At 68.6% G+C, this 25,939-nt stretch carries 24 protein-coding genes and 1 pseudogene; 16 read left to right on the plus strand and 9 right to left on the minus strand.

Features of this window, described 5'->3' with window-relative positions; translation table 11 throughout:
• The first annotated feature begins 395 nt into the window (after positions 1-395).
• The gene (locus KIP79_RS41270) at positions 396-1,142 is read left to right on the plus strand and encodes a M15 family metallopeptidase (RefSeq protein WP_214110488.1); all 747 of its coding nucleotides are present in this window, start codon (positions 396-398) and stop codon (positions 1,140-1,142) included.
• A gap of 120 nt (positions 1,143-1,262) precedes the next feature.
• Here the strand turns inward: KIP79_RS41270 and KIP79_RS41275 are convergent, their stop codons facing one another.
• Positions 1,263-1,661, minus strand: a complete 399-nt coding sequence (locus tag KIP79_RS41275; RefSeq protein WP_214110489.1) for a hypothetical protein — start codon at positions 1,659-1,661, stop codon at positions 1,263-1,265.
• A gap of 263 nt (positions 1,662-1,924) precedes the next feature.
• Here KIP79_RS41275 and KIP79_RS41280 point away from each other — a divergent pair, with 263 nt between their 5' ends.
• From KIP79_RS41280 to KIP79_RS41295, 4 genes are all read left to right on the plus strand, one after another.
• Positions 1,925-2,173: a hypothetical protein gene (locus KIP79_RS41280; protein WP_214110490.1), complete on the plus strand. Its 249-nt coding sequence runs from the start codon at positions 1,925-1,927 to the stop codon at positions 2,171-2,173.
• 14 nt (positions 2,174-2,187) lie between these two features.
• A complete protein-coding gene (locus KIP79_RS41285) occupies positions 2,188-3,054 on the plus strand; it encodes an NUDIX hydrolase (RefSeq protein ID WP_214110491.1) in 867 nt (288 codons plus the stop codon).
• 221 nt (positions 3,055-3,275) lie between these two features.
• A complete protein-coding gene (locus tag KIP79_RS41290; RefSeq protein WP_372453749.1) occupies positions 3,276-4,298 on the plus strand; it encodes a permease in 1,023 nt (340 codons plus the stop codon).
• The gene (locus KIP79_RS41295) at positions 4,295-5,254 is read left to right on the plus strand and encodes a TIGR03943 family putative permease subunit (RefSeq protein WP_214110492.1); all 960 of its coding nucleotides are present in this window, start codon (positions 4,295-4,297) and stop codon (positions 5,252-5,254) included. Before KIP79_RS41290 ends, KIP79_RS41295 begins: the two co-directional genes overlap by 4 nt.
• 743 nt (positions 5,255-5,997) lie before the next feature.
• Here the strand turns inward: KIP79_RS41295 and KIP79_RS41300 are convergent.
• Positions 5,998-6,621: a CHAP domain-containing protein gene (locus KIP79_RS41300; RefSeq protein ID WP_214110493.1), complete on the minus strand. Its 624-nt coding sequence runs from the start codon at positions 6,619-6,621 to the stop codon at positions 5,998-6,000.
• A gap of 420 nt (positions 6,622-7,041) precedes the next feature.
• Between KIP79_RS41300 and KIP79_RS41305 the strand changes: the two genes are divergently transcribed.
• Positions 7,042-7,905: a hypothetical protein gene (locus KIP79_RS41305; protein ID WP_214110494.1), complete on the plus strand. Its 864-nt coding sequence runs from the start codon at positions 7,042-7,044 to the stop codon at positions 7,903-7,905.
• A 299-nt stretch (positions 7,906-8,204) separates the two neighbouring features.
• The gene (locus KIP79_RS41310; protein ID WP_214110511.1) at positions 8,205-8,816 is read left to right on the plus strand and encodes a pyridoxamine 5'-phosphate oxidase family protein; all 612 of its coding nucleotides are present in this window, start codon (positions 8,205-8,207) and stop codon (positions 8,814-8,816) included.
• Between the two features lie 8 nt (positions 8,817-8,824).
• Here KIP79_RS41310 and KIP79_RS41315 read toward each other — a convergent pair whose 3' ends face one another.
• Positions 8,825-9,559: a FadR/GntR family transcriptional regulator gene (locus tag KIP79_RS41315; protein ID WP_214110495.1), complete on the minus strand. Its 735-nt coding sequence runs from the start codon at positions 9,557-9,559 to the stop codon at positions 8,825-8,827.
• 122 nt (positions 9,560-9,681) lie between these two features.
• On the opposite strand from KIP79_RS41315, the gene KIP79_RS41320 reads away from it, so the two are divergent.
• From KIP79_RS41320 to KIP79_RS41345, 6 genes are read left to right on the plus strand one after another with little or no spacing between them, the layout of a single operon-like run.
• Positions 9,682-11,043: an MFS transporter gene (locus KIP79_RS41320; RefSeq protein ID WP_214110496.1), complete on the plus strand. Its 1,362-nt coding sequence runs from the start codon at positions 9,682-9,684 to the stop codon at positions 11,041-11,043.
• A gap of 17 nt (positions 11,044-11,060) precedes the next feature.
• Positions 11,061-12,806 carry a dihydroxyacetone kinase family protein gene (locus KIP79_RS41325; protein ID WP_214110497.1) on the plus strand — a complete coding sequence of 582 codons (1,746 nt, stop codon included), beginning with the start codon at positions 11,061-11,063 and terminating at the stop codon, positions 12,804-12,806.
• Complete coding sequence (locus KIP79_RS41330) at positions 12,803-13,264, plus strand: ribose-5-phosphate isomerase (protein ID WP_214110498.1); 462 nt, start codon at positions 12,803-12,805, stop codon at positions 13,262-13,264. The genes KIP79_RS41325 and KIP79_RS41330 overlap by 4 nt, the downstream gene beginning before the upstream one ends.
• A complete protein-coding gene (locus KIP79_RS41335) occupies positions 13,261-14,022 on the plus strand; it encodes a triose-phosphate isomerase family protein (RefSeq protein ID WP_308170173.1) in 762 nt (253 codons plus the stop codon). The genes KIP79_RS41330 and KIP79_RS41335 overlap by 4 nt, the downstream gene beginning before the upstream one ends.
• On the plus strand, positions 14,019-14,807 hold the full coding sequence (locus tag KIP79_RS47925) for a sugar phosphate isomerase/epimerase family protein (protein WP_214110499.1): 789 nt from the start codon (positions 14,019-14,021) through the stop codon (positions 14,805-14,807). The genes KIP79_RS41335 and KIP79_RS47925 overlap by 4 nt, the downstream gene beginning before the upstream one ends.
• Complete coding sequence (locus KIP79_RS41345; protein ID WP_214110500.1) at positions 14,804-15,661, plus strand: phosphogluconate dehydrogenase C-terminal domain-containing protein; 858 nt, start codon at positions 14,804-14,806, stop codon at positions 15,659-15,661. Before KIP79_RS47925 ends, KIP79_RS41345 begins: the two co-directional genes overlap by 4 nt.
• A 47-nt stretch (positions 15,662-15,708) precedes the next feature.
• On the opposite strand, the gene KIP79_RS41350 is transcribed toward KIP79_RS41345, so the two are convergent.
• Complete coding sequence (locus KIP79_RS41350) at positions 15,709-16,107, minus strand: beta/gamma crystallin-related protein (protein ID WP_214110501.1); 399 nt, start codon at positions 16,105-16,107, stop codon at positions 15,709-15,711.
• Between the two features lie 148 nt (positions 16,108-16,255).
• Between KIP79_RS41350 and KIP79_RS41355 the strand changes: the two genes are divergently transcribed.
• Complete coding sequence (locus tag KIP79_RS41355) at positions 16,256-17,062, plus strand: inositol monophosphatase family protein (RefSeq protein WP_214110502.1); 807 nt, start codon at positions 16,256-16,258, stop codon at positions 17,060-17,062.
• Here KIP79_RS41355 and KIP79_RS41360 read toward each other — a convergent pair.
• From KIP79_RS41360 to KIP79_RS41375, 4 genes are all read right to left on the minus strand, one after another.
• Positions 17,048-18,268, minus strand: a complete 1,221-nt coding sequence (locus tag KIP79_RS41360; RefSeq protein ID WP_214110503.1) for an MFS transporter — start codon at positions 18,266-18,268, stop codon at positions 17,048-17,050. The genes KIP79_RS41355 and KIP79_RS41360 overlap by 15 nt on opposite strands.
• Positions 18,269-18,341: 73 nt before the next feature.
• Complete coding sequence (locus KIP79_RS41365) at positions 18,342-19,391, minus strand: LacI family DNA-binding transcriptional regulator (RefSeq protein ID WP_214110504.1); 1,050 nt, start codon at positions 19,389-19,391, stop codon at positions 18,342-18,344.
• Between the two features lie 377 nt (positions 19,392-19,768).
• Positions 19,769-20,620, minus strand: coding sequence for an NAD-dependent epimerase/dehydratase family protein (locus KIP79_RS41370; protein ID WP_250214704.1), 852 nt, complete (start codon positions 20,618-20,620; stop codon positions 19,769-19,771).
• A gap of 155 nt (positions 20,621-20,775) precedes the next feature.
• A complete protein-coding gene (locus KIP79_RS41375) occupies positions 20,776-21,642 on the minus strand; it encodes a DUF6745 domain-containing protein (RefSeq protein WP_214110505.1) in 867 nt (288 codons plus the stop codon).
• Between the two features lie 372 nt (positions 21,643-22,014).
• Between KIP79_RS41375 and KIP79_RS41380 the strand changes: the two genes are divergently transcribed.
• Positions 22,015-22,845 (plus strand): SDR family oxidoreductase, encoded by an 831-nt coding sequence (locus KIP79_RS41380; protein WP_214110506.1) that lies wholly within the window; start codon positions 22,015-22,017, stop codon positions 22,843-22,845.
• Between the two features lie 324 nt (positions 22,846-23,169).
• On the opposite strand, the gene KIP79_RS41385 is transcribed toward KIP79_RS41380, so the two are convergent.
• Positions 23,170-24,189, minus strand: coding sequence for a hypothetical protein (locus KIP79_RS41385; protein WP_214110507.1), 1,020 nt, complete (start codon positions 24,187-24,189; stop codon positions 23,170-23,172).
• A gap of 1,345 nt (positions 24,190-25,534) precedes the next feature.
• Here KIP79_RS41385 and KIP79_RS41390 point away from each other — a divergent pair.
• A pseudogene (locus tag KIP79_RS41390) lies at positions 25,535-25,939 on the plus strand (hypothetical protein); the annotation flags it as partial.

A 25,939-nucleotide genomic window follows, 5' to 3' on the forward strand; every position in this document is an offset into this window, starting at 1 on the left:
GTGAAGGCCCTGGCCTCGGGTGGCCGGGAGCGGCGCCGCCAGCAGTGCCATGGGCCCTCCTCACCTGGGCGTTCGGGTCGCCGGTCGCCGGAGGGCGCCGGTACGAACCCATGTTCGATCCGATGCCGAAGACTGTAGCGCGGGATCGAACATGTGCGCGAGCGTTTCCCGGGAAAAGCTCGCACAAAGATCATTTACGGCCCCTCGATGTCGGTATATAGCCCGACCCGGCAGGGGATTCGGGAACCAAGCCCCGGCAAAAATCCCCCCACAGAACGATCAAGATTCGCGGTACGAGGGGCCCGGCGACCGCCCCGATTCCCCGATTCCACCGGGCTTGGCGCCCTTCGCCCGTTCCCCGGACCCACCCGAACGCCGTGGGTACCCTCGGAGCCATGTCAAGGCGCACGTCAGCTCTCCTGCTGGCCGCGGCGCTGCTCGGCACCGGCGCGTGCGGGGCGGTGCGGGGATCCGAGGCACTCCAGGAATCCCCAGCGGCCAGCCAGATCTCGGCGACCGAAGTAATCGCCGCAACACCCTCGGCGACTCCGGCGCCCTCGCCGTCCGAGAATCCGCCCCCGTTCACCTCGAAGATCACCAAGGTGACCCGGGACCAGGTTCGCCACTCCTGGCGGGAGGGCTGCCCCGTCGGCCTGGACGACCTCCGCATGGTGACCATGACCTACTGGGGCTTCGACCAGAAGCCGCACACCGGCCAGATGGTGCTCAACGCCTCCGTGGCCGAGCCCGTCGCCTCGGTCTTCCACCGCCTGTACGACTACCGCTACCCCATCCGCCAGATGAAGCCCGTGGACGTCTACAAGGGCGACGACTACGCCTCCATCGACGCCGACAACACCTCCGCCTTCAACTGCCGAGCCGCCACCGGCTCCACCCACTGGTCCCAGCACGCCTACGGCTACGCGGTCGATCTCAACCCGCTGGAGAATCCGTACGTGGAGGCGGACGGCTCCAACGCCCACCGCAACGCCGACGCCTACGTGAAGCGCCCGCTGAAGAAGCCCGGCGTCATCAACGCGGGAGACCGGGTGGTCCGCGCGTTCGCGGACATCGGCTGGGGCTGGGGCGGCGACTGGTCCGGCATCAAGGACTACCAGCACTTCAGCAAGAGCGGCCGCTGACGCCGTACCGGGAAATTCCAGGGAAAGCGCGCCGCCGCTCGCGCGGGAGGGGCCGAGCGGCGGGACGGGGCCGTCAAGGGGACGTCATTCAGGGGTGAACCAGGACTGCGAAGTCCAACGTCACTCGGGAACGCACCAGGTGCTGACCGCGGCCACAAAGCCCTCGGCCTTGGTCACCGGGATGGCCAGCTGGTCGGCCGCGAACTGGGAGAAGGTCATGGGGTCGTCGGGCGAGGCGAGGATCTTCTCGCAGACCTGGGTGCCCACGGCGAGGGCCTGGGTCTCGTTGGCGGCCAGGGCCGCGTCGATGTCCTTGAGCGCGGTGAGGAATTCCTGCTTCTGCTCGTCGGACAGCTCGGGTGCGGCGGCGATCGTGATGGCCGACTCCGCCGGGCTCGCCGCAGCGGCCTGGCCCGGGGCCGACGCGGCACCGGGATCGGCGGTGCTCTCGGCGTCGGTGCCGGAACAGGCCGAGAGAGCAAAAACGGCAACAGCGAGTGCTGGAACGAGTCGATTCATGAAAAATCACCCTAACGCCCGCCCCGACGCTAGGTGGGGCGGGCGAGGAATGTCGTGCTATGGACAGCCGGCTCCTGCTTAACATGGCAGATCGCGGTGAGGGACCATACGTTAACCGGAGGATGAGGACAGATCCGGAAGGATGGCTTACCAGTACATAACGATCAGTCATCGGCCGCGTCACAACCTAGCGGTAGGGGCTCCGACACGGTCACCCTCATCCGGCGACCGTGGTCAAGGATGACGCGGCGCGACAGGAGAAAATGATGCAACAGTGGCTCCGTTCGAGCCCCCTGCCGGCGATCTGGCCCGTGGACCGGTACGAGGTGCGCTGCACCCGTCCGGCGCCCGATTTCACGAGCGTCGACCGGTATCACTTCGCGGAGTTCGCCCACGAGGCGGCCGAGGGCGTACAGGCCGTCGGCCTGGCGACCCAGATCGTGGTGGTCCGCGTCGAGGACGGGGTCATCCTGTTCGAGCAGGGGATGAAGGTTCCTCTGGAGGCCTGGTGAGCCACACTTGAGCCATGGCGGCGAAGGACGGTGACGGCTGGGCCCGGTGCGACCGGGGGCATCAACACTGGGGGGTGCACGGCGCGGCCGGTCTGCTCGCCGTCCACCACACCCCCGAGGGTCCGTATGTGCTGATGCAGAAACGGTCCTGGTGGAGCCATCACGGCGGCACCTGGGGGCTGCCGGGCGGCGCCAGGGACAGCCACGAGGACGCGATCGCGGGAGCGCTGCGCGAGGCCCGCGAGGAGGTCACGCTGGTCGGCGAGCTCCTCCAGGTGCGGGGCGTCTACCTGGACGACCATGGCGGCTGGTCGTTCCACACCGTGATCGCCGAGGCGCCGGAGCTGCTGTCGGCCACGCCCGCCAACGGCGAGAGCGCGGCCATGCGCTGGGTGCTCGCCGACCGGATGGGGCGGCGCAAGCTCCATCCCGGCTTCGCCGAGACCTGGCCCTCGGTACGGCCGACGCTCAGCCCCGTGGTCATCGTGCTGGACATCGCCAACATCATCGGGGCTCGGGCCGAGCACGGGTGGTGGCGGGATCGCGCGGGCGCCGCCACCCGGCTCCTCGCCGATTTGGACGCACTGGCCGAGCGTGGGTTGCGCCGCCAGATCGAGGGCCTGCCCGAGCTGACGCTCCGGTTCCCCCGCATGATCGCCGTCCTGGAGGGCGCGGCCCGGTCCGCCACACCCCCGGAAGACACCCGGCTGACGGTGATCAAGGCTCCCGGCAGCGGCGACGACACGATCGTCGAAGTGGTCGCCGGGGGCCGGCCCTGGGAGCGGGTGCTGGTGGTCACCGCGGACCGGGCGCTACGGGAGCGGGTGACCTCACTGGGTGCGCTGGTCACCGGGCCCGGCTGGCTGCTAGATCAGCTCTGACGGTCCTGAGGTCGCGAAGTGGTACGGGCTGACATGACATCGGCCCCGGCGCTCGGCTGACTCGGACGGTCCCCGGGGGGCGCGAAGTTGGGCTGACATGACATCCGTACCGGCGCTTGACTGACTCGGGACTGTCCTGGGGGTCGCGAAGTTCCACGCGCATCGGTACCAGCGTTCGACTGACTCGGGACTGTCCTGGGGTTCCCGGATCATCTGCCACGATGGACGGCATGGCTGACCGAGCGACCCTCCACGGGTCGGCCGAACTTCCCCCTGCCGAGTGGGGTCGCAGGTCCGCGGTGGCGCCTGTGGCTCCCTGGATGTTCGCCGTGGTCATCGGCTTGCTGGTGATCGGGCGGTTCGTGCTCTCGCCGTACCTGACGGCTCCGGCGCTGCAGACCTGGGCCACCATCTTTGTGGCGATCTGTGTGCAGGCCCTGCCGTTCCTGGTGTTCGGGGTGCTGCTCTCCGCGGCGATCACTGCGTTCGTGCCGCCCTCGTTCTGGACCCGGGCGCTGCCCCGGCGTCCCGCCGCCGCTGTTCCCGTGGCGGGGATGGCGGGCGCGGTGCTGCCCGGCTGTGAGTGCGCGGCCGTTCCGGTGGCCTCGGGGCTGATGTCCCGGGGCGTGGCTCCGGCCGCCGCGCTGGCGTTCCTGCTGTCCTCGCCGGCGATCAACCCAGTGGTGATCGTGGCCACTGTGGTGGCCTTTCCCGGGCAGCCGATGATGGCCGTCGCCAGGTTCGCGGCCTCGCTGCTGGTGGCGGTGATCGTGGGCTGGGTCTGGCTGCGGTTCGGGCGCACCGAATGGCTCAGGATTCCCTCGCGTACGGCGAACGCCGAGTCCAAGTGGGTGAACTTCCGGGACGCGGCGCAGCACGACTTCCTGCACGCGGGCGGCTTCCTCGTGGTGGGCGGCCTGACGGCGGCCACCCTGAACGTGCTGGTGCCGCGCTCCTGGCTGGACGCGGTGGCCGGGTCCACGTGGCTGTCGGTGCTGGCGCTGGCGCTGCTGGCGGTGCTCCTGTCCATCTGCTCGGAGGCGGACGCGTTCGTGGCCGCCTCGCTCACCGCCTTCTCCCCCACGGCGCGGCTGGCGTTCCTCGTGGTGGGGCCGATGGTGGACCTCAAACTGATCGCCTTGCAGGCCGGGACCTTCGGACGGCGGTTCGCGGCCCGGTTCGTTCCGTTGACGTTCGGGCTGGCCGTGCTGGTCAGTGTGGGAGTGGGAGCGGTGTTGTTGTGAACCGGCTGACCCAGAGCATGATCCTGGTGTTGCTCGGCGGGGCGGTGCTGCGGATCAGCCTGCTCTCCACCACGTATCTGAACTACGTGAAGCCGGGGTTCCGGCCGTTCCTGGTGGCGGCCGGGGTCGTCGTGCTGGCGCTCGGCCTGGCCGGGCTGGTTCAGGAGTGGCGGGGGGCCGCTCGGCCCGTGCCTGAGGACGGGCACGACACCCGTGAGCACGGACAAGACAGCCACGGGCGCGAGTTGGACACCCACGGGCAAGACAGGCGTGAGCTCGAGTTGGACACCCGTGGGCGCGAGCAGGACGGGCGTGAGCACGGGGAGGACACCCACGGGCACGGGCAAGACAGGCGTGAGCGCGAGTTGGGCACCCTCGAGCACGGGCAGGACGGGCGTGAGCACGGGCGGGGCGCTCATGGGCATGGGGAGGACGGGCACGGGCATGGGCATGGGCACATGCCGCGGGTGGCGTGGCTGCTCTGTTTGCCGGTGTTCGCCATCTTCCTGATCGCGCCGCCCGCGCTGGGCGCGTTCGCGGCCCGGTCGGAGGAGGCCCCGGCCCGGCCGCCGGAGGCGGCGCTCGACGCGTACCAGCCGCTCGCCGCCGACCAGGTCACCAGCATGCCGCTGGGCGAGTTCATCGGGCGCGCCTGGGGGGATTCGAACCATTCTCTCGCCGGGAAGCAGGTGCGGCTCACGGGTTTCGTGGTCCCGTCGAAGAAGAAGGACCGCTGGTACGTGGCCCGGATCCAGATCGCCTGCTGCGCCGCCGACGGCATCCCGCTGAAGGTGGCCGTGCTCGGCGCGACCAGACCTCCGGCGGAGACCTGGGTGGAGGTCACCGGCACCTGGATTCAGCCCAAATCCGACGACCTCCCGAACGGCACGATCGCCCCTGAGTTGACAGCGAGTTCGGTGGAGGAGATCCCGGCACCGGTCGAGCCGTACGAGTAGCCGTAGACACCGGGGTAGCGGTCAGAACAGCCGTGGGCACCGGGGTAGCGGTCAGAACCAACCGTAGACACCGAGGTAGCGGGCAGAACCAACCGTGAACACCGGGCAGCGGGCAGAACCAACCGTGGACATCGGGCAGTTGTAGAAACCGGGACGGACGTCCAGCAGGGGGACCTCGACGTCCGCCCCGGTTCCGGGGGTCTAACCGGTGGAGGGTTCAACCGGCTAGGTCTAAGCCGCGGAGGACCCTGGCCGCAGGATCCCTCCGGGGGGCAAGCCCACCGCGCAGGATCCATCCCGCAAGGGCAGGAGGGATCGATCCCTCCGGGGGGCAAGCCCACCGCGCAGGATCCGCCCCGCAAGGGCGGGAGGCCGAGTGGGACCCGCCGGAACCGGCCCCGCGTCCCCGCCGCGTCGTGGTGGTGGGCGGCGGCCCTGCCGGGCTCAAGGCCGCCGAGGCCGCCGCCCGAGCGTGGCCACCTGGTGACCCTGCAGGAGCGCGCCGACGAGCGAGGTCTAGTGGCCCGTCACGCAACCTTGACCCGGCAATTCGCGGCCCCCGCCCCTCGACCGAATCCGGGTCAAGGTTCGGAGACGCCCCACTAGCCCACCGGCGGATTCCACCCGCTGGGGGCCCCGTTTTCCGTACGTCAACACGCTTGATCAGCTCCGATTACCGCCGGTGCCGGATCGGCGATAGGGGCTGACCTGCAACGAAACGCCATGTGCGGAAAAAACGGGTTCTAGCCGCGTATCCGGGCCAGGAGCTTCGTCAGGTAGCCGCTCCGCTTCATATGTACGGCGATGAGGGCCAGCGGCAGCAGCACGGCACCGATGGAGACGGGCTCGGGCGGAGGGCCGAAAGGCGCGGAGACCGGCTGGGCGGCCGCCTCGGCCTTCTGCTGGATCTCGCGAACCTTGTCCGGATAGCCATACCCGACGATGGTGTCCTGATCACGGGTCCTGGTCACCACCGCGTTGGAGATGTTGCCCTCGATCGTCGTGATCGTGGTGGGACTGATGACCGACTTGACCAGCCCGACATGGTCGATGGCGCTGATGTTCTTGGAGCCGCCCCAGTCGAAGAAGACGACGGCGCCCGGCTTGGGGGTGGTCCCCCAGGCCCCCTGCTTCTCGAACCACCGGGCATGAGCAGGCGTCCAGGCGAACTGGCCGACGACGTCAGCCTGCCCGGTCTGGTGAGCGGCCCAGGAGACGAACATGTCACACCAGGCGGCGTTCTTGTATCCGGCCTCCTTGGCGACGTTCTCACCGAACCATTCGCCGTACTTGGAGGCGCCGTTCACTTCCGAGTAGCCCAGCTGGGAGCCGGCCATCTCAAGAAGGGCGTCGCTGTAGCTCGTCATAGGATCCCAAGGGCTCCGGCTCAGAAGGCTCCGCGGGCGGCCAGGAGCCGCGAAAGCTTCGCAAGGACCGCGCCGCGGGACGGTCAGCCCGGAGTCGCCTGCGTTAGACGGTGGGTCGGCGTTCGCTTTACCGGCCCACCGAGCGGCGGCTGGCGCGAACCTTGCGGCTTCTTGGGCCGGGCATTAATCCCGACGCCTCCTCCAATGTATCCGGGTTTAAACGCAGGTCAAACGCCTGATGCACATCTTTACCATTTGCCCGGTAAAGGCGAAGAGTCGCGCTCCCAAGCCCCAGTGGTCACAAGAGTCGCACGGTGACAGTAATTCTGCTCAGTGGGATACCTCAACAGGCTCTATGCTCATCAATACGTCATGCTCGGACATCCCGGGCGCAACTCCGGCAAAGGACGGGCACCCTTCATGTGGCCTCCCCAACAGCCCCAGGGCCAGCCGGGCCCGAACGAGGGTCCCTGGCAGCAGCCGGGTGGGTACCAGCCCCAGCCTCAGCCCGGCGGCTATCCGCAAGGCGGCGGATACCCTGGCAGTGGGTACAACCCCCAAGGTCAGAGCGGACCCCAAGGTCAGGGCGGATATCCGCAGGGCGCCTATCCGAACCAGTGGGGGTCACAGCCGCCCATCCCGCCCAAGCGCAAGTCGCTGACCGGCTGGGTGGTGGCCGCGGTCGCGGTGGTCGTGGTCGCCGCGGTGGTCATCGTGTCGGTGATCGTTAGCTCCGACAGCGAGACCGGCGGTGGCACGGCGTCCAGCCCGACCTCCGAGAGCTCCGAAGCCGCCACCGAGGAGACCACGGACAACACCGAGAACGCCACCGACCAGCCGGTGGCCGAGGGCCAGGTCGTCAAGGCGGCCGACAACTCCAGCCAGGTGACCGTGCCGGACAGCTGGCGCACGCTGAAGCTCAACGACGAGGCCGAGATCCAGCTCGGCAATCCGGGCGACGAGCAGTACCTGGTGGTGCTGACCGAGCCGCAGGCCGACTTCAACCTGGATCTCGCCGGGTACGCGAAGATCATCATCGACCAGATGTCGAACAACCTGAGCGACCCGAAGGTCTCCTCTCCCCGGCGCATCCGGGTCGGGCAGGCGTCCGCGCTGGAGTACGAGATCCACGGCACCGCCTCCGGGGTGAAGGTGGCGTACTGGGTGACGCTGGTCGAAGGGGCCGACAACTACCACCAGGTGATCACCTGGACGCTGGAGTCGAAGGCGCAGGAGCACGCCTCCGCGCTGCGGCAGATCACCCAGACCTTCCAGGGCACCTGACGCTCAAGCCTCATCAACCAGGACGTGGCCCATGGCCGCGTCCTGGTTCTGTGTTCAGGGGGAGCACCACGGCATATCGCTCGCCGCGGCCCTGACGGCGTAGGCCGAGGCCGTCCCGCCGCGCGGTGCCGCCGACGAATCCTCTGGGTGGCCGGGCGAAAGCACGCGAATCGGCTCCCCGGGTCGGGCGAGGTGACCGGCTTGACCCCTATCCTGGCCACGGCTGATCGGAATCCACCGAAAGAGGGTATTTCGTGACATCTCAGCTGGGGGCCAGCGATCGCACACGGTTGCGGCGCATGAAGGAGCGGGAGCGGTCCGAGCGCGCCGACCTCGACGCCGTACTGGCCGCAGGGTTCGTCTGCCACCTCGGAGCGGTGGTGGACGGCACGGTCATGGTGGTGCCGACCGTGTACGGGGCCACTGCGGACACGCTCTACCTGCACGGATCGGTCGCCAGCCGGAGCCTGGTCGCAGCGCCGGCGCAGACGGTCTGCGTGACGGTCACCCATGTGGACGGGCTGGTGCTCGCACGTTCGGTCTTCGAGCACAGCGTCAACTACCGATGCGCCATGATCTACGGCGTCCCCCGGCTGGTCACCTCGGACGAGGAGAAGCTGACCGGGCTCCGGGTGGTGACCGAGCAGTGCGCGCCCGGACAGTGGGACTACGTACGGCGTCCCACCCGCAAGGAACTGGCCGCCACCAGCCTGCTGGCGCTCTCCCTCGACGAGGCTTCCGTCAAGATTCGTACGGGACCGCCGGACGACGGGGACGGCCCCGACGCGGAACTGGGCCTCTGGGCCGGGATCGCCCCCCTGGTCACCACCTGGGGGGAGCCGATTCCCGACCCTCTCCTCCCTGCCGACCTCCCTGTTCCGAGCCACCTGCGCAACGCGTTCGCCCGATAGGGAAGGGGTCAGGCCTCACCGTCCAGGGTCGGCAGCAACCGGGCCGCCGCGCTACGCATGTGGCGGTTCATCGCCTCGGCCGCCACCTCCGGGTCGCGGGCCTCGATGCCGACCAGGATCGCCCGGTGCTCGGCCAGCGTGAGCTTCGCGTGGTCGCTGTCGCTGAGCGCGCGCTCCACCCACACCCGGATCAGCGACCGCACACTCTGCAGGATGTCGCGCAGCAGCACGTTGTCGGCCGCGGCGGCGAGTTCCTGGTGGAAGAGCATGTCCGCCGTCACGAACCGGTGGAAGTCGTCGATGCTCTGTTCCATCGTCTCGGTGTGGCCGGCCAGCACCCGCAGGGACGCCTCGGTGGCGTGGACCGCCGCCAGCCGGGCGGCCTGGGTCTCCAGGCCGTGGCGGACCTCGATGAGCTCGCGGGTCTTCTCTGAGCGCAGCAGGATGCCCCACGACAGGGTTTGGGGCAGCAACTCTGAGGTGCTGCCGCTGAGGTAGGTGCCGGAGCCGGCGCGTACCGTGACAATGCCGAGGATTTCCAGGGCGGCGAGCGCCTCCCGTACAGCCGAACGGCCGACGCCCATGAGGGTCGCGAGCTGGCGCTCTGGGGGGAGCCTGGCGCCTTCGGGGACGGCTCCGCTGGCGATGTAGTCCAGCAACCGCCGCGTGACCTCGGCCATGGCGGTGGAGCTCTTGATGGTGCCGCCGAGCGCGGCGCTCAGACCCTCCGATGGGTTGCCCATGGCTTAATCCTAGCAACCGGTCGACCAAAAAATTGGTCAACCGGTTGACTGGTAGACCAATTCTCATGACGATGGGGTTACCAGTTCATTGCGGGGGGCCGTGATAAGGAGATGCCACAGCCATGACGTCGATGGCCCGCACCGCGGGCGCAGTTGAGAGGTCCGCGATCCGCAAGGTCACCCTGCGGCTCGTCCCGTTCGTCGCGTTGATGTTCTTCATCAACTACCTGGACCGCACCGCGATCGGCTTCGCGGGGCCGAACGGGATGAGTGAGGGTCTGGGCCTGACGGCGGCCCAGTTCGGGTTCGCCTCCGGCATCTTCTTCCTCGGCTACATTCTGCTCGAAGTGCCGAGCAACATGGCCCTGCACCGGTTCGGCGCCCGCAAGTGGCTGGCCCGGATCATGGTGACCTGGGGCATCGTGGCCGTGCTGTTCACCTGGGTGCAGTCGTACGTGCAGCTGTCCGCCCTGCGGTTCCTGCTGGGCGTGGCCGAGGCCGGGTTCTTCCCCGGCGCGATCCTCTTCCTCAGCCTCTGGGTGCCCGCACGCTACCGCAGCCGGGTGCTCGGCCTGTTCTACCTCTCCCAGCCGCTGACCACGGTGCTCGGCGCGCCCCTCGCCGGCTGGCTGATCAGCCACGACGGCCTGTTCTTCGGGCTCGACGGCTGGCGCTTCATGTTCTTCGGCGTCGGCCTGCCCGCCGTGGTCGTCGGCGTGATCGCCTGGTTCTACCTGGTCGACTCGCCGCAGCAGGCCCGCTGGCTGACCCCCGACGAGAAGGAGTGGCTGACCGCGGAGCTGGCCGCCGAGAACGCCGGCAAGACCAGCGGCCGGACCAGGCACGGCGCGGGCGCGCTGCGCGCCGCCTTCGGCAGCGGCCGGGTCTGGACCCTGTCGTTGATCTACTTCGGGTTCGTGTACGGCCTGTACGCCCTGGCCTTCTTCCTGCCGACCATCATCTCCGGCTTCCAGGAGCAGTTCGGCGTCACCTTCGGCCTGGTGCAGAAGGGCCTGATCACCGCGATCCCGTACCTGCCCGCCGCGCTGGCGCTGTTCCTGGCGACGCGGCACGCCACCCGGCACGGGGTGCACACCGGGCACATCGCCATCCCGGCCGTACTGGGGGCCGTCAGCATCCCGCTCGCCCTGTTCGCCGGCTCCCCCACGGCGACCGTGCTGGTCCTCACGGTCACCGCCTGTTCGATCTTCGCCGCGCTGCCCAACTTCTGGACGGTGCCCACCCAGTTCCTGACCGGGGCCGCCGCCGCGGCCGGCATCGCCCTGATCAACACCATGGGCAACGTCGCGGGCTTCGCGGCTCCCTATGTCACCGGGTGGCTGGCCGACCTCAACGGCGGCGACTACAAGGTGGCGTTCTTCATGGTCGGCGCGTTCATGCTGCTGTCGGCCGTCCTCATGGTGCTGCTCGGCAGGCAGGAGCGCGTCGGCAGCGACGACCCGCCCGTGCCGGTCGGCCGCTGAAGCAGGGAGGCTCACGGATGACCCGCTTGTTCAACGACCCGGCGGTCTTCGCCGACGAGATGATCGAGGGCTTCGCCGCCGCCCACGACCACCGGGTACGGCTGGCGCCGGGCGGAGTGGTGCGCAGGGACGGCACGCCACCCGGGCGGGTCGCCGTGGTGACCGGCGGCGGATCGGGGCACTACCCGGCCTTCGCCGGCCTGGTCGGCCCTGGCCTGGCCGACGGCGCCGTGGTCGGCAACGTGTTCGCCTCGCCGTCCGCCCAGCAGGTGGTCTCGGTCGCCCAGGCCGTGCACGCGGGCGCGGGCGTGCTGCTGACCTACGGCAACTACGCCGGGGACCGGCTCAACTTCGACGCCGCCCAGGAACGGCTGCGCGAGGCGGGCGTCGCGGTGGAGACGGTCAGGGTGACCGACGACATCTACAGCGCCCCCGACTCCGAGCGTGACCGGCGCCGGGGCATCGCCGGCGACCTGGTCGTCTTCAAGGTCGCCGGGGCCGCCGCGGCCGAGGGGCGCCCGCTGGCCGAGGTCGCCCTGCTCGCGCGCCGGGCCAACGACCGCACCCGCACCATGGGCGTGGCCTTCTCCGGCTGCACCCTGCCCGGCGCGGCCGAGCCGCTGTTCACCGTGCCCGCGGGCCGGATGGCCGTGGGCCTCGGCATCCACGGCGAGCCCGGCTTCGAGGAGACCGCGCTGCCGACCGCCGACGGACTGGCCGAGCTGCTGGTCTCCCGGCTGCTCGCCGAACTGCCCGGCGACGTGGCCCAGGCCGCGGGCGGGCGGGTCGCCGTCCTGCTCAACGGGCTGGGCACGGTCGCGCAGGAGGAGCTGTTCGTCGTCTACCGCCGCGTCCGCGCGCTGCTGACGGAGGCCGGCGTCACCGCCGTCGCCCCCGAGGTCGGCGAGGTGTGCACGAGCTTCGACATGGCCGGCGTCTCACTGACCCTGGCCTGGCTGGACGAGGAGCTGGAGCGCCTCTGGCTCGCCCCGGCCGACACTCCGGCCTTCCGCCGGGGCGTGGTGACTCCCGCCCTAACCGCCGCCCCGGCGGAGGAAGCGACCCCGGTGGTCCAAAAAACCACCGGGGTCACCGCCGACGAGGAGTCGTGGCGGGCCGCGGCCACCGTCGTCCGGCTGCTGGCCGCCGTCGAGGCCACGATCGACGCGCACGCCGACGAACTCGGCCGGATCGACGCGGTGGCCGGGGACGGCGACCACGGCATCGGCATGCGGCGGGGCGCCCGCGCGGCCGCCGCCGCCGGGCGGGAGGCCCACGACCGGGGGGCGGGAGCCGGAACCGTCCTGGTCGCCGCCGCCGACGCCTGGGCCGACCGGGCCGGCGGCACCTCCGGCGCCCTGTGGGGGGTCGGACTGCGGCGGGCGGGCCAGGCCCTCGGCGACACCGGCCGCCCGTCGGCCGCCACGCTGGCCCGCGCCCTGCACGCCGCCGCGAACGCCGTCCAGGCCGCCGGGGGCGCCCAGGTCGGCGACAAGACGCTGGTGGACGTGCTGATCCCGCTGGCCGAGGCGTACGACGCGGCCATCGGCGACGGTCTTTCCCCCACCGACGCCTTCGGCGCCGCCGCGCAGGCCGCGGAGAAGGCCGCCAACGACACCCGCAACCTGCTGCCCCGCATGGGCCGGGCCCGCCCGCACGCCGAACGCAGCCTCGGCACCCCCGACGCGGGGGCCGTCTCCCTCAGCCTCGTGGCCCAGGCCGTGCATGCCGTACTCACTGAACAGAAGGTGGAACATCCATGAGCAAGCTCCGCATCGTCGTCGGCGCGGACGACGCCGGCTTCGCCTACAAGGAGGCGCTCAAGGCGGATCTGAAGGAGAACGACCGGGTCGAATCGGTCTTCGACGTCTCGGACGACCCGGAGCAGCCCTACCCGGACGTCGCTATCGCGGCGGCCGAACTGGTCGCCACCGGGCGCGCCGACCGGGCCCTGCTGATCTGCGGCACCGGTCTCGGCGTGGCCATCGCCGCCAACAAGGTGGCCGGGATCCGCGCGGTGACCGCGCACGACAGCTTCTCCGTGGAACGGTCGGTGCTCAGCAACAACGCCCAGGTGCTCACCTTCGGGCAGCGCGTCATCGGGCTGGAGCTGGCCCGGCGGCTGGCCAGGGAGTGGCTGACCTACGAGTTCGACGACACCTCCGCCTCGGCGGGCAAGGTCGGGCGAATCACGGCGTACGAGGACCGGAGCGCCTCGTGACCCTGACCATCGGGGTCAGCCTGAAGATGTACTTCGGCTACGACCAGACCGTGCGCTGGTGCCGTACGGTCGCCGACCGGCTGGGCGGCCATCCGGCGCTGCGCGGCGGCGGGGCGCGGCTGTTCGTGCTGCCCGCCTTTCCCGCCATCGCCCCGGCCGCCGCCGCCTTCCGGGACACCCCGATCGCGGTCGGCGCGCAGAACCTCAGCGCGGCCGACTCCGGCGCCTTCACCGGCGAGGTGAGCGGCGCGATGGTCCGCGAGGCCGGCGCCCGGTACGTCGAGGTCGGCCACGCCGAACGCCGCGCCCTGTTCGGCGAGGACGAGTCGACCGTCGCCGCCAAGACGGCCGCGGCGCTGCGCAACGGCCTGGTCCCGGTCCTTTGCCTGGGCGAGGACCGCCGCATGCCCGCCGCGGACGCCGCCGCCGAGTGCGTAAGGCAACTCTCCTCCGCGTTGCACGCCGCCGACCGGCAGGGGCTCGGGGGAATGGTGGTCGTCGCGTACGAGCCGGTCTGGGCGATCGGCGCCGAGCGGCCGGCGGGCGAGGACCACATCACGGCGGTCTGCGCGGTGCTCCGGCAGGCCGTAACGGCCCGCCACGGACGGGCCGGCAGCACCGTGATCTACGGCGGCAGCGCCGGTCCCGGCCTGCTGACCCGGGTCGCCGGGGCGGTCGACGGCCTGTTCCTCGGCCGGTTCGCGCACGACCCCGGCGCGCTGGAATCGGTGATCGACGAGGCGGGGGCGCTGGCGTGACGATCGGCCTGAGCACCTACGCCTTCTTCTGGCAGTGGCACCAGAGCAACCCGGCGCCACTCGACCTGGCCGCCATGGTCGACCGCACCGCCGACCTCGGCGCCGGGTTGTTCCAGATCTGCGACTACCCCCTCATCGAGTCCTTCGACGGCGCCGCCCTGACCGCCCTCCGGCGGCACGCCGCCCGGCGCGGAGTCGCCCTCGAACTCGGCACCCGGGGCGTCACCCCAGCCCACCTGGCCCGCTACCTGGACCTGGCGAAGGCGCTGGACGTCACCCTGGTGCGCAGCATGATCCCCGCGTCCGAGCGCGACCGGGCCGTCGACCTGCTGCGGGAGAGCGTGCCCGGCTACGCGCAGGCCGGGGTGACCCTCGCCCTGGAGACCTACGAGCAGGTGCCGACACCCCTGCTGGTGGACATCGTGGCCGCCGTCGGCTCACCCGCCCTGGGCATCTGCCTCGACCCGGCCAACTGCGTGGCCGCCCTGGAACACCCGGCCGACACGATCCGGCGCGCCGCGCCGTGGGTGCGCAACATCCACGTCAAGGACTTCGCCTTCACCCGCGCGGACGGCTGGGTCGGCTTCCAGCTGACCGGCTGCCCGCTCGGCGAGGGGCTGCTCGACTACGCGTACCTGATGGCCACCGTCGACCCCGCCGGGCGCGGGATCAACCAGGTCATCGAGCACTGGTTGCCGTGGCAGGGCGACAGCCCCGGCACGTGCGCCCTGGAGAACCGCTGGACCGCCGCCAACCTGAACACCCTGAGGAGCTGGAACACATGACCGAACAGCAGCTGACCATCGCCGTCGTCGGAGCGGGCGGCAAGATGGGCATGCGGATCTCCAACAACCTGCAGCGCACCGACCACACCGTCTACTACTGCGAGAACGCCCCCGCCGGCCGGGAGCGCACCGTCGCGGCCGGCCGGACCGTCACCGAGACCGACGTGGCGGTCGCCGACGCCGACGTGGTCATCCTGGCCGTGCCCGACATCGCGCTCGGCCCCGTCTCGGCGGACGTCGTGCCCAAGGTCCGGCCCGGCACGGTCCTGCTCACGCTCGACCCGGCGGCGGCGTACGCCAACCTCCTCTACCGCCGCGAGGACATCGAGTACGCGGTCGCCCACCCCTGTCACCCCTCGGTGTTCCTCCAGCGCAGGACCGAGGCCGAGCTGAACGACACCTTCGGCGGCATCGCCGCCCCGCAGGACGTGGTGGCCGCCTTCGAGTCGGCCAACACCGAAGCGCGGGCCGTCGCCGAGACCGTCATCCGGCTCATGTACGCGCCGGTCCTGGAGGTCCACTGGGTGACCGTCAAGCAGCTCGCCTACCTGGAGCCGACCCTCGTCGAGGTGGTGGCCTGCATGATCGGCGCGCTGCTGAACGACGCGCTGCGCGAGACGGTCGACACCGTCGGCGTACCGGAACCGGCCGCCCGCGCCATGCTGATGGGGCACGTGCAGGTCGCGCTGGCCAACGGGCTGCGCGGGGACAACCCGTTCTCCGACGCCTGCCTGATCGCGATGGACTACGGCCGCCAGAAGCTCATCAAGGACGACTGGAAGTCCATCTTCGACGACGCCGAACTGGACGCGGTCCTCAAGCAGATGCTCCACCTGGAGCACATCCACCGCTGAATTCCTCTGCTGTCGGTACCGATCGCTGGTACCGACAGTGAAGGTGGTTACCCGATGCTGTAGAACGCCGGGTACCCCTCACAGCTGCGGGTGGGCAGCTTCCTGACCGACGAGGTCTTGTCGTTGAACTTCCACCTCGACGCTCCGAGGTATTCCACCGACTCCCCGGGCCGGATGCAGAAGTGCCGGTCCTCGTACCACTTGTCGTCGTACAGCACCCAGGCGGCGTTGTCCGTGTTCCGAATCGAGCTGTACTTGTCCGACCAGGACGAACTGAGGTTCGGGGCGTTGACGATGTGCACGGCTTCGTAGCCCTCGAACCAGGAGTCCGTGTATACCCACAGCCCGGCGATCTCCGCGCGCGCGGGAGTGGCGGTACCCGCGGCACCCAGCGTCGCGGCGACCGCGGTGGCCATGGAGAGCAGAATTCGGGTGGTCCTCGACATGTTTCCCCCCAGAGGAACTGGTTGATCTGTTTGTCGAGGAAGAGCCTGCCGATCACCTCTTGGTGATGACTTGCCCGCATTTGGCATCGACCAAAATGCGCAGGTCTCCGGCTGGGCGGGATCGCGATGTCCGGTTTATCCTGCGGATATGTTGATCACGGACGAGGAATTGGCCCTGGCGGCGGCGCAAGCAGGAGCTGCTGTCGTGCGCGCCATGTACGGCGAAGACTTGGCGCGTTTCGCGAAATCCGCCGTGGACTTCGCCACTGCCGCGGACATCGAAGCGGAGAAGACCATCCTCGACGTCATTCGCGCTGCCCGGCCAGATGATGCCGTGACAGGCGAGGAGAGCGGACGCACGGGCCCGGACGGCGCGGAGCGCATGTGGCTGGTGGACCCCCTGTGCGGCACGCTGAACTACGCCGCACGGAACATGCTGGTCGCGGTGAACGTCGCCCTGCGCGTGGGCTCCGGCGTCACGGCGGCGGCCTCGGCCGATCCGTTCGCCGACGAGGTGTTCTGGACGGACGGCGCCCATGCGTACGTCCGCCGCGACGGCGCCGACGAACGACTCACCCCGTCATCCGCTTCGTACCTGGCGGACGTCAACCTCGACCCACCGTTCTCAAACGAACCGAACTTCCGAGCCGCCCGGCTCCTTGCCGACCCGAAATTCACTGAACTCTTCCGCCCGCGCGTCATCTCCACCAGCCTGGCGGTGGCCTGGGTCGCCGCCGGCCGGCGGGCCGCGTACGTCACCGACGGCGACATACGAGACAGCGTGCACTTCGCCAGCGGAATCGCACTGTGCCAGGCCGCCGGCTGCGTGGTCACCGACATCCACGGCCGGCCACCGCACACCGGTCCGGACGGACTCATCGTGGCTGCCGACCGGGAAACCCACACCGCGTTGCTGGAACTCATCAGCAACCAGCTGCAATCAGCGGCCGAGTAGGTGCGGGTCGTCCGGTTCCGGTTGCAAAGGCTTGGTGGCCCCGGCGATGAGAAGGGCCACCCCTTGCAGCACGACGACGACCAGGAGGGCACGTAGCACGGTGACGTGGTTACCGAGCCAGCCGATCAAGGGCGGGCCGGTGAATGCGGCCAGCTTGCCGACGGTGGAGATGACGGTGACGCGGGCAGCGGCGTGCCTGGGGTCGTCGGCGCCGGCGCTCATGCCGACGGGGTAGCCGAAAGCGGTTCCCATCCCCCACAGCACCGCACCGAGCAAAGCGATCGGAAGATTCGGGCCGAAGATGAACAGCAGCAGGCCGACGATGGTGGTCACGCCGAGGACGCGGAGGACGAGCACCCGTCCGTAGCGGTCGAGCAGATGTGCCCCGAACCACCGGACCACGGTGACCGCCGCCAGGAAGATCGAAAACCCGATAGCACCGACGGCCTCGGCAGCGCCGTGATCGTCGATGAGGGCAACCGCGATCCAGTCGTTGGCGGCGCCCTCGCCGAAGGCGAATGCGAGAACGAACAGGCCGACGAGGATGGTCCTCGGTTCCCTCCAGGCGCGCAGTGTGCCACGAGCCGGGCCGTTCACGTGGTCGTCGACCTGGCGATAGTCGGGGAGATAGTCGCGGGCGGCGAGCGGTACGGCAACGGCCACGATGACGGCGACGCCCGTGAGATGACCCGCCACGGGTACCTGCAGTGCGACCATGGCGGCGCCGAGCGCCGCGGCGACGACGGTGCCCGCAGCGAATGCGGCGTGAAACCTGGGCATGATCGACCGCCCCAGAGCGCGCTCGACCTCGGTTCCCTGGACGTTCATCGCCACATCCCACGCAGCGGCGGCGAAGCCGATGACGAGCAGCCCCGCGACCAGCACCGCGAGACCGGTGAGATCGCCGAGACCGACGATGACAAGCCCGATACTCGCGAGGATCCCAGTGATGGTGACGGTCCGTCGCTGACCGAGGCGGACGACGATCGGCCCCGACAACGGCCGGGACACCAGCGCACCGGCGGCGGCACCGAGCAGCACCCATCCGAGCTGCGCGGGCTCCATGTTCAGGTGATCGCGCAGTTGCGGAATCCTCGCGACCCAGCTCGCGAGGAGGAATCCACAGCCGGCGAACACGACGTAGGTCGCTCGGATCGCTGCGCGGAGCGGGATCGATGGTGCCGACTGCGGGGGGATCGCGGGCATGACGGCCTTTCGGCGGGAACCTCAAAACAGACCGCTCGGCGCCTCCCGGGCGGTTCGCGGACATTGATGCGTGTCAGGTGTAGGCCGCAGCCGTTGGGTCAGTGCTCTGCCGTGTGATGAGCTGGACCGGAAAAGTCTTCTGCCACGAGGAGGGAAGATCGCCGTCCAAGAGTGCTTTGGTAGCTGCGGCGGCCATCTCCTCGACCGGTAGCCGCATCGTGCTCAGCGGAGGGTTCGCGCATACTGCGGCAATGCTGTCGTCAAAACCGACCACAGCGATGTCGTCCGGGATCCGGCGGCCTGTGGCCGTGATCGCATGCACTGCACCTGCGGCCATCAGATCACTGGACACGAACAGGCCATCCACCTCGGGATGCTGTGCCAGCAACTGGGCCGCCGCGCGGTAACCACCCTCGCGTAGAAACCCGCCGCCCGCAGCGATGTCAGGCACACCGGCATCCCCGATCAAACCGAGGTGACCGGCTCTTCGGCTACTCGCGCACGCGTTTATCGAGGGACCGTGAATCGCTGCGATCCGGCGGCAGCCGATTTGGTGAAGGTGGCCGACAGCGGTGTAAGCCCCAGCGGTGTTCTCCGACTCCACGATAGGAACCGATGAGGCGGGGGTGTTGAGCGATACCACCCGCGGGCAGCGGCGTTGGAAACGTATCGCCAGGTCCGGTGGGACGTTGACCAGAACGGCACCGACCGTCGCCTGCCGTGCGACCGTGTCGATGAGCTCTGCCGCTCCCGCCATAAGGCCCACGTGGATCTGCAGATGTACGGTGCTGCCGTCGAGCGCGGACATCATTCCCGCGATGACTCGGCTGAAGTAGGGGTGACTACCGATCCAGGACAGGTCGGGGTCGTAGTTGACCACGACAAGATCAACAACCATCCGACGACCGGAGGCCAGCGCTCGCGCTGCCTGGTTGGGCCGGTATCCGAGGGTTGCCGCTACTTCAGCGACGCGAGCACGAGTGAGGCCCGAGGCGCCCGGCATGTTGTTCATCGCCCGAGAGGCCGTGGCCCGAGACACACCAGCTTCGCGCGCCACGTCCTCGATCGTCGGCTTCCGGTAGGACATATCGGGCTCACAATCATCATCAACAACCAGCGTCACGAGCCGGTCCTCGAAACGATATGAGCGAGAGCGCTCTCTTAGCCAGCCGCAATCCGCGACTGCCGAACTACCTTGCGCTACATTTCTGCTGCGCAACGCGATCTCTTATCGGAGAAGATGCACCGCCCGAAGCGGAAACCGTTTCCGTCCGCCGCCACGACTCCTATGCAGGTGCCAGCGGCGGCAGGCGCGGCCCAATCGTGGCTCACCCCATCGAGAGCAGTTGCTGATGCGCCTTTGCCACTACACGAACTCTTCCGATCCCGCGGATCGAGACGCCTAGGGCCGACATGCAGCAGCGAACGCGCGTGGATGATGAGGCCACGACCGGCCAAAGATCCGCAGCGCCGCCTGCGACAGCTGGATCCGGAAACCTGCTACGACGTGCTGGACGACCAAGAATTGAGGCCGTGGCGGATGGTGTAGTCGGCGGTGGCATACTCGCCGCCCTGAAGCCGGTCATCGGCGAAATACTCATCCGCCTTGAGGATCCGGTGCACATAAGCTTCGGCGTCATCGCGGGGACGATAGTCGATGTGGTCGTCCAGCTCCCAGAACCTGCGGGTGTTGGCTGACACCGCGTACGCCGTAGCGAAGGTGACAGGCTGGGTCAGAGCGGCCCAGAAGAACCCGGCGCAGTCGTGCGGGCTCAGCCAGGTGGCCAGATGGCGTGGCTCGCTCGGCTCAGATTCGAGACTGCCGATACGCAGGCACACCACTTCCAGCCCGAACTTGTCGGCGTACAGACGACCCAACGCCTCGACGGCTACCTTGCTGACGCCGTACAGCCCATCCGGACGTGGTGGCATCTCCGCCGAGACCATGCGCGTGGCCGGATAACACCCGGTCAGCCGGTTGCTGCTCGCCAGCACCACTCGCCGCGTCCCGACCAGTCGTGCCGCCTCCAGCACATGGTGGGCACCCAGAACGTTGGCCTCCAGCAGGTCGGCAAGCGGTGCCTCGTCCGGAACCCCGGCCAGGTGCACGACCGCGTCGGCGCCCTCGATGACCGACGCCACATCCTCGACACCGGACAATTCGGCCCGCCGAACCTCCTCGCCCGGCCCCTGCGCGGTCAACGCCACACGATCGACCGAGATCAACCGCCGTAACCCACGCCGCAAGGGCTCCCGCAGCACGGACCCAACCCGCCCGGCGGCACCGGTGAGAACGACCGTATCCAGCGTCATGCCCCCGAGTGTGTCATCGCCCACCGACAGTTCTCGCATGATCCGAACACGGTCTGTCGTCCACACAGTCCGCTGCGATAGCGAAGTGCACGCGACCTTCGGCACGACCAGGCGTTGACTCGAGCCACACTCCGGCGGCGTTGTCCCTCGGGGCCGGGACGAGAGAACTGGTCTCGTCCCGGCCGGCCAGTGGGTTATGCCAGTAGCGGGTGCCAGCCGTCGCGGTAACGGACGCCATCGCGCCGGAGCCGGACCTCGTCGTGGCAGGTCCCGGGGACTGGTTCAGTGTGGATCTGTTCGGGTCGATCCACCACGATGCACACGTCCTCGCTGGGCCACCACCAGCCGCAGGAGCGCGCCAGTGCGGCCCAGTGGCCGAGGTGGTCGAGTGCGTCCGGCCCGTAGGAGGCCAGTCCGAGCCGGTGCAGGGCGTCGTAGTAAGCGACCCACGCCGCATCCTGTTGCCCGTACCAACACACCAGTACGGGCCCGCTGCCGGCCAGCGCGGTACGCATCGGCATGCGGAATCCGTGCGCGAGGCTCCGGTGGAGTGCGGTGCGGATGCCTTGGTGCAGTACGACACCCAGTGGAACGCCGGCGTCGAGTGCCTTCAGCGGTGGCAGTTCGGGCCAGGGCTCGTTGTGTTTGCCCTTCCGCGCCGGGGACAGTTCAGGGTCGACGTGGGAGATACCGGCGCTGAGTGCGCCGCGCAGCTGGGACGCGACCATGGCCAGATCGCTGGCCAGTGGCGGTGTCCCCTGCGGGTGAGGATCCCGGATCCACCCATAGAGCTGGTCGAGAGTGGGCAGACCGGCGACAAGCGGAATGGCCTGGTCCGGAGAGTCGACCCATACGAACCGGGGCTTTGGGCGAGAAATCCTCGCGTAGATCACGGTCAGGCTGTGTTCGGCGGTCCGCCGGTCGGCTGGCTGCGTGGACAGGCCGTGGTCAAGCCACTCCTGTCGGATCTTGACAGCTTCCCGCCACCGGTCGTGAGCGCTCTTGCGACGAATGTCGACCACAAGTTCAGCGGCGTCGTAGCGCCGCGCAGGCGCGGTCAACGCACGAGGGCGTCGCCGCCCTTTCGGTTGGAGATCATGCCTCGATGATGGCCTGCACTCCGCGGTCCGCGCAACCACTCGACCAATCCCGGCCCGAAACCGCCGCCGCCGATAGCCGCCTGCTCCGCAGCAGACGACCGGTTGCGGCGAAGCGGGCATGCAGGTCGCGCACGTACTCCCATCCGCACGAGCGAGCACCTCACCGGCCACATCTGATGGACGAGGAACGCGTCATACGACCTCCGCCTCTGCCGTCACTTCGCGGGACGCTCCCACCCAGTGCTTCTAAGCGGCAGAAGCGGATACGTCCGTGGCGCAATGCCAGCGCTCGGCCGCGTAGCTCGAAACGGACGGAAGGCTTACCGTGTCCGAGTGGATCTTCTCGTGGTGGGTGGCAGCGGCTTTCTCGGATTGGAAATCACCCGTCAGGCGCGGCGCTCCGGTCTTAACGTCGCGGCGACCTTCCACAACCGCGTTCCCGCCGTCGCTGACGTTAACTGGAAGAATCTGGATATCCGCCACCGCGACGACGTCACGGCCTTAATCCTCGCAGCACGGCCTGATGTGATCGTCAATGCCGCCTACCGGCAATCTGACTGGACAACCACAGCCGAGGGCGCCATGCACGTCGCCCTCGCAGCGGCAATGGTAGGAGCTCGCCTTGTGCACGTGTCCAGTGATGCGGTCTTCTCCGGTACGACGGCCCGCTACGACGAGACGCACGTCCCGGATCCCACGACACCATACGGTGCCGCCAAAGCCGCCGCAGAGACGGCGATCAAGGGCATAACACCGACCGCCGTCATCGCCCGGACCTCACTGATCATCGGTGACGGCGATTCCCAGCACGAGAGACACGTGCACGCACTGGCAGCCGGTGCCGTTACCGGTGCCCTCTTCACCGACGACGTGCGATGCCCCGTGCATGTCACCGACCTCGCCTCCGCCCTACTCGAACTGGCCGCGTCGCCGTACTCCGGGATCCACCACGTCGCCGGCAAGGATGCCATCAGCCGCTACGAGCTCGGAGTCCTAATCGCACGCCGGGACGGTCTCGACCAAGCCACTCTTCCTACCGGGCTACGCGTCGACACCGGCCTCCCCGGACCCATCGACGTGCGGCTGGACAGCACCAACACCCAAGCGCGGTTGAGCACCCGCCTACGAGGCGCACGCGAGTTCCTCGCGCCCACGCCGAACTGACCAGGACGGCCGACCCGCGCCAACAGCGGACGTTGTAGCGAGGTGCGTCGAACAACTCATTCGCATCCGCTCATCGGCAGAAGAGAACGACAGCACGGGTCTGGCGCTCTGAACGATCGAGATCCGTGAAACAAACGTCATGTCGCATCTACCAGCCATCCGCGAGCGCGCACGAATTCCGCCGGGCCGTATTCGTATGCGTCCGGCATCAGCGCTTTGAACGCTCCCGTCACACCGATTGCATTAAAGCGAATGCCTTCTGGATATCGCAGGACTTTGCAGAGGGTTCTCTGTCAAGAGTCCTCTGCAAAGTATGGTCTGCGGTTATTCGGTCTCGCACAGAGCGCGGGCTTGGTCCATGGTCGCGTACGCGGCGGTGTCGCTGCGGCGGCCGAGGCCGCAGGATGCGGCCACATCGACGGTGCCGCCGACGGCCTTCTCGATCGTGTTGAGGAGGCGGCGCTGGTCGTCGACGGTTCGGTTCTCGTGCAGGAAACCGGCAACGAACCGGGTGGTGGAGGGCAACCGCAGGCCGGTGAGTGGCTGGTAGAAGTGGGCGGAGGTGACCGGCGGTTCGTCGCCGGCGGCGAGGGGTGCGTGGATGTACTCCAGCGTGCGCCCGCTCGGCCACCCGTCGGCGATCGCGTTGGCCAGCCGTACCAGTGGACGGGTCGAGGAGAGCCGGCCGAGTGCCTTGTGACCGAGGTCGCCGAGGCAGAGATGGATGCCGAAGCGAGTGCCGGTCGGCGCGTCGCGGACGGTGCGGTGCAGACCGGCGGTGAGGCGGGCGGCGGCGACGCCGCCGAGCGGACCGGCCTTCGCCACGAAGACCGTCTCCACCGGAACCTCCAACTGGAACACGACGTCGGACGGCGACTTCGCGTGGATCGCCGCAATGTCACGGACGGTGGCCTCGCGGAAGGGCTGCCGGTTTCCGGTGATCCGGGTCGGCCCGAGCGCGAACATCGTCATGTCCAAATCGCCGGGGATGCCGACCTGGAACGCAAGGTCACCCTCAACGAGGTTATCGAACACCGGGCGGTTGATCTCGTACCAGCGCAGATAGCCCAAATCGAGGCTGTCCCCGCGTAACTTGTGCCCGCGCCGGACGCGGTAGTTGCGCTGGTGCTTGTAGTCCGAGAAGTCCCCTTCGCGGGCGACTTCCAGATCCGGATGCCCAAGCAGACTCATGATCAGCCCAACGACCCAGACCCGCCGATCGCCGGTTTCTCCATCCGGAAGCTGCCGCAGGTGCGGCCCGAGCCGCTCCAGAGCCTCCCGCATCGCCTCCTCAGCAGTCTCTCCGGGCAGCGTCCCCACCAGCAGCGCTTTGCGTCCTGTCATCTCCCTCTGTGCACCTTTCCAGCGCCCACCCGGCGAGGCCAGGAGGCGACCACGTTCACACGCAATCGATATCCGGGTGCGGCGCCGAAGCATTTCCACACCAAGGGCGGCCTACCTAGAGGTATAGCGACATGGAACACGGAAAATCCGTACCATTCGTGATCCGAGCCTTGATCCCGCTCGACGCAATATCAGCTCGTACGCTGCGCAACGCATCGACAGGCCTACAAACTGCGGCTGACAGCCCCATGCCCGGCGGCGGAGCCGCTGATTTTGTTCGTGAGTCCTGACCGCAGTCATTCGTGAGTTTCAACCGCACTGCTGGCTGGAACGGTGGGGGATATTCGTAAGAAGTGACCGCGTTCCTGGCTGGTTGCGGGCGTGGTCTGCCGGACGGAGCTGTCGGAGCCGGCCGATGACGTGGAGCAGGGCGCGGGCGAACCTGCTGAGCGGGAGCGCGGGCAGTTCGTCCGGCGTGAACCAGGCGAACTCGCTGAGCTCGCCGTCACCGGGTGCCGGAGAACCGAAGATGATCCGGGCCTGGTAGACGGCGGTGACATGGGCGGTGCCTCAAGAACCGACTGGCCGTCGTCGATACCCACATCTGATCCAGGCGTATGCACTGGTCAGACGATGTTTCAGGAGGTAGAGCGGAGAGCGTGGGATTCGAACCCACGAGACCGGTCACCCGGCCTAGCGGTTTTCAAGACCACTGATCAACGTGCCCTCATCTTGCCTCTGACCTGCATCAGAACCAAGGCCGACGCTACCCCTTCTCAAGATCATCCCGCGCATATCCCGCGCCCCTGCGCCTCCCCTGAATCCCGGGAAGATCAGGCCCTTCCTGCGATGCGCCCGCCGGCTGCCGCTTCAGCAAACCCTTAACTGGATCTCCATGCTGACCATGCGAGCTCGGTGCCGAGGCCCGACGAAGGAGGGACACGGCGTCGATCGCCCCAACCATGGACGACGCGCACCGAAGTGAGCGATCGTCATGACCTCAGCCACTCAACACCATCGGGTGGTTGGGGGCTTCTCAGAGACGAGGGGGCACCACGCGCCGAGAGGGAAGAGGGACGCAACACAATCTCTTGAAGATGTCCCAAGACGTCCCCAGTCACGGTGTAGAAGGCCTATAGAGGTGTACGAGGCTCGACGACGTAATCACGAAAGGCGTCGGAGCCAATATGAACCCCTTATACAACCCTCTGATCATGTCGGCACGCCTGTTCAACCTGAGCCTATTCGCCAGCGCTGCGCTGATGTCCATCGTCGCAAAGACGCGGGGAATCGAGGGCGCTTGATGGAGCGCTCTACAACGGCACCTCGGAACTCAGGAATCCGGATGAGGTCGGCGGCCGAGCATGGCTCGACCATGGAAATGGGCCAGCAGCAGTACCTGCACTTGGTACGGCTGGCTTGGGATCTACACATGCTGGGCGTGAGTCCTGCTATTGAACTCGGGCCTGAACGGGTACCCGCAGTGCGAATCTCACGGGCACGTGGCCCGATGCGGGTGATGGCGCGGTTCTCGAACGGGGGTTGGGTTTTCTCCTGGGGCCGCAGCCGGGATCAACGTATCGGGGTCTTCGACGCGAGAGCGGCGACGCGGATCGCACAGCTTACTAACCTGGGGCTTTCGCCTGGGAAGCGGCCGGAACCGATCGTTAAACGTGAAAAGTGCCTTGAGCTGGAAGGATTGGACTTGCTGAGGGTCCTGTCCGCACCAACTCGAAAGGCACTTTCCGAG

The sequence above is a fragment of the Acrocarpospora catenulata genome, assembly GCF_018476525.1.
In the GTDB taxonomy this organism is placed as follows: Bacteria; Actinomycetota; Actinomycetes; order Streptosporangiales; family Streptosporangiaceae; genus Acrocarpospora; species Acrocarpospora catenulata.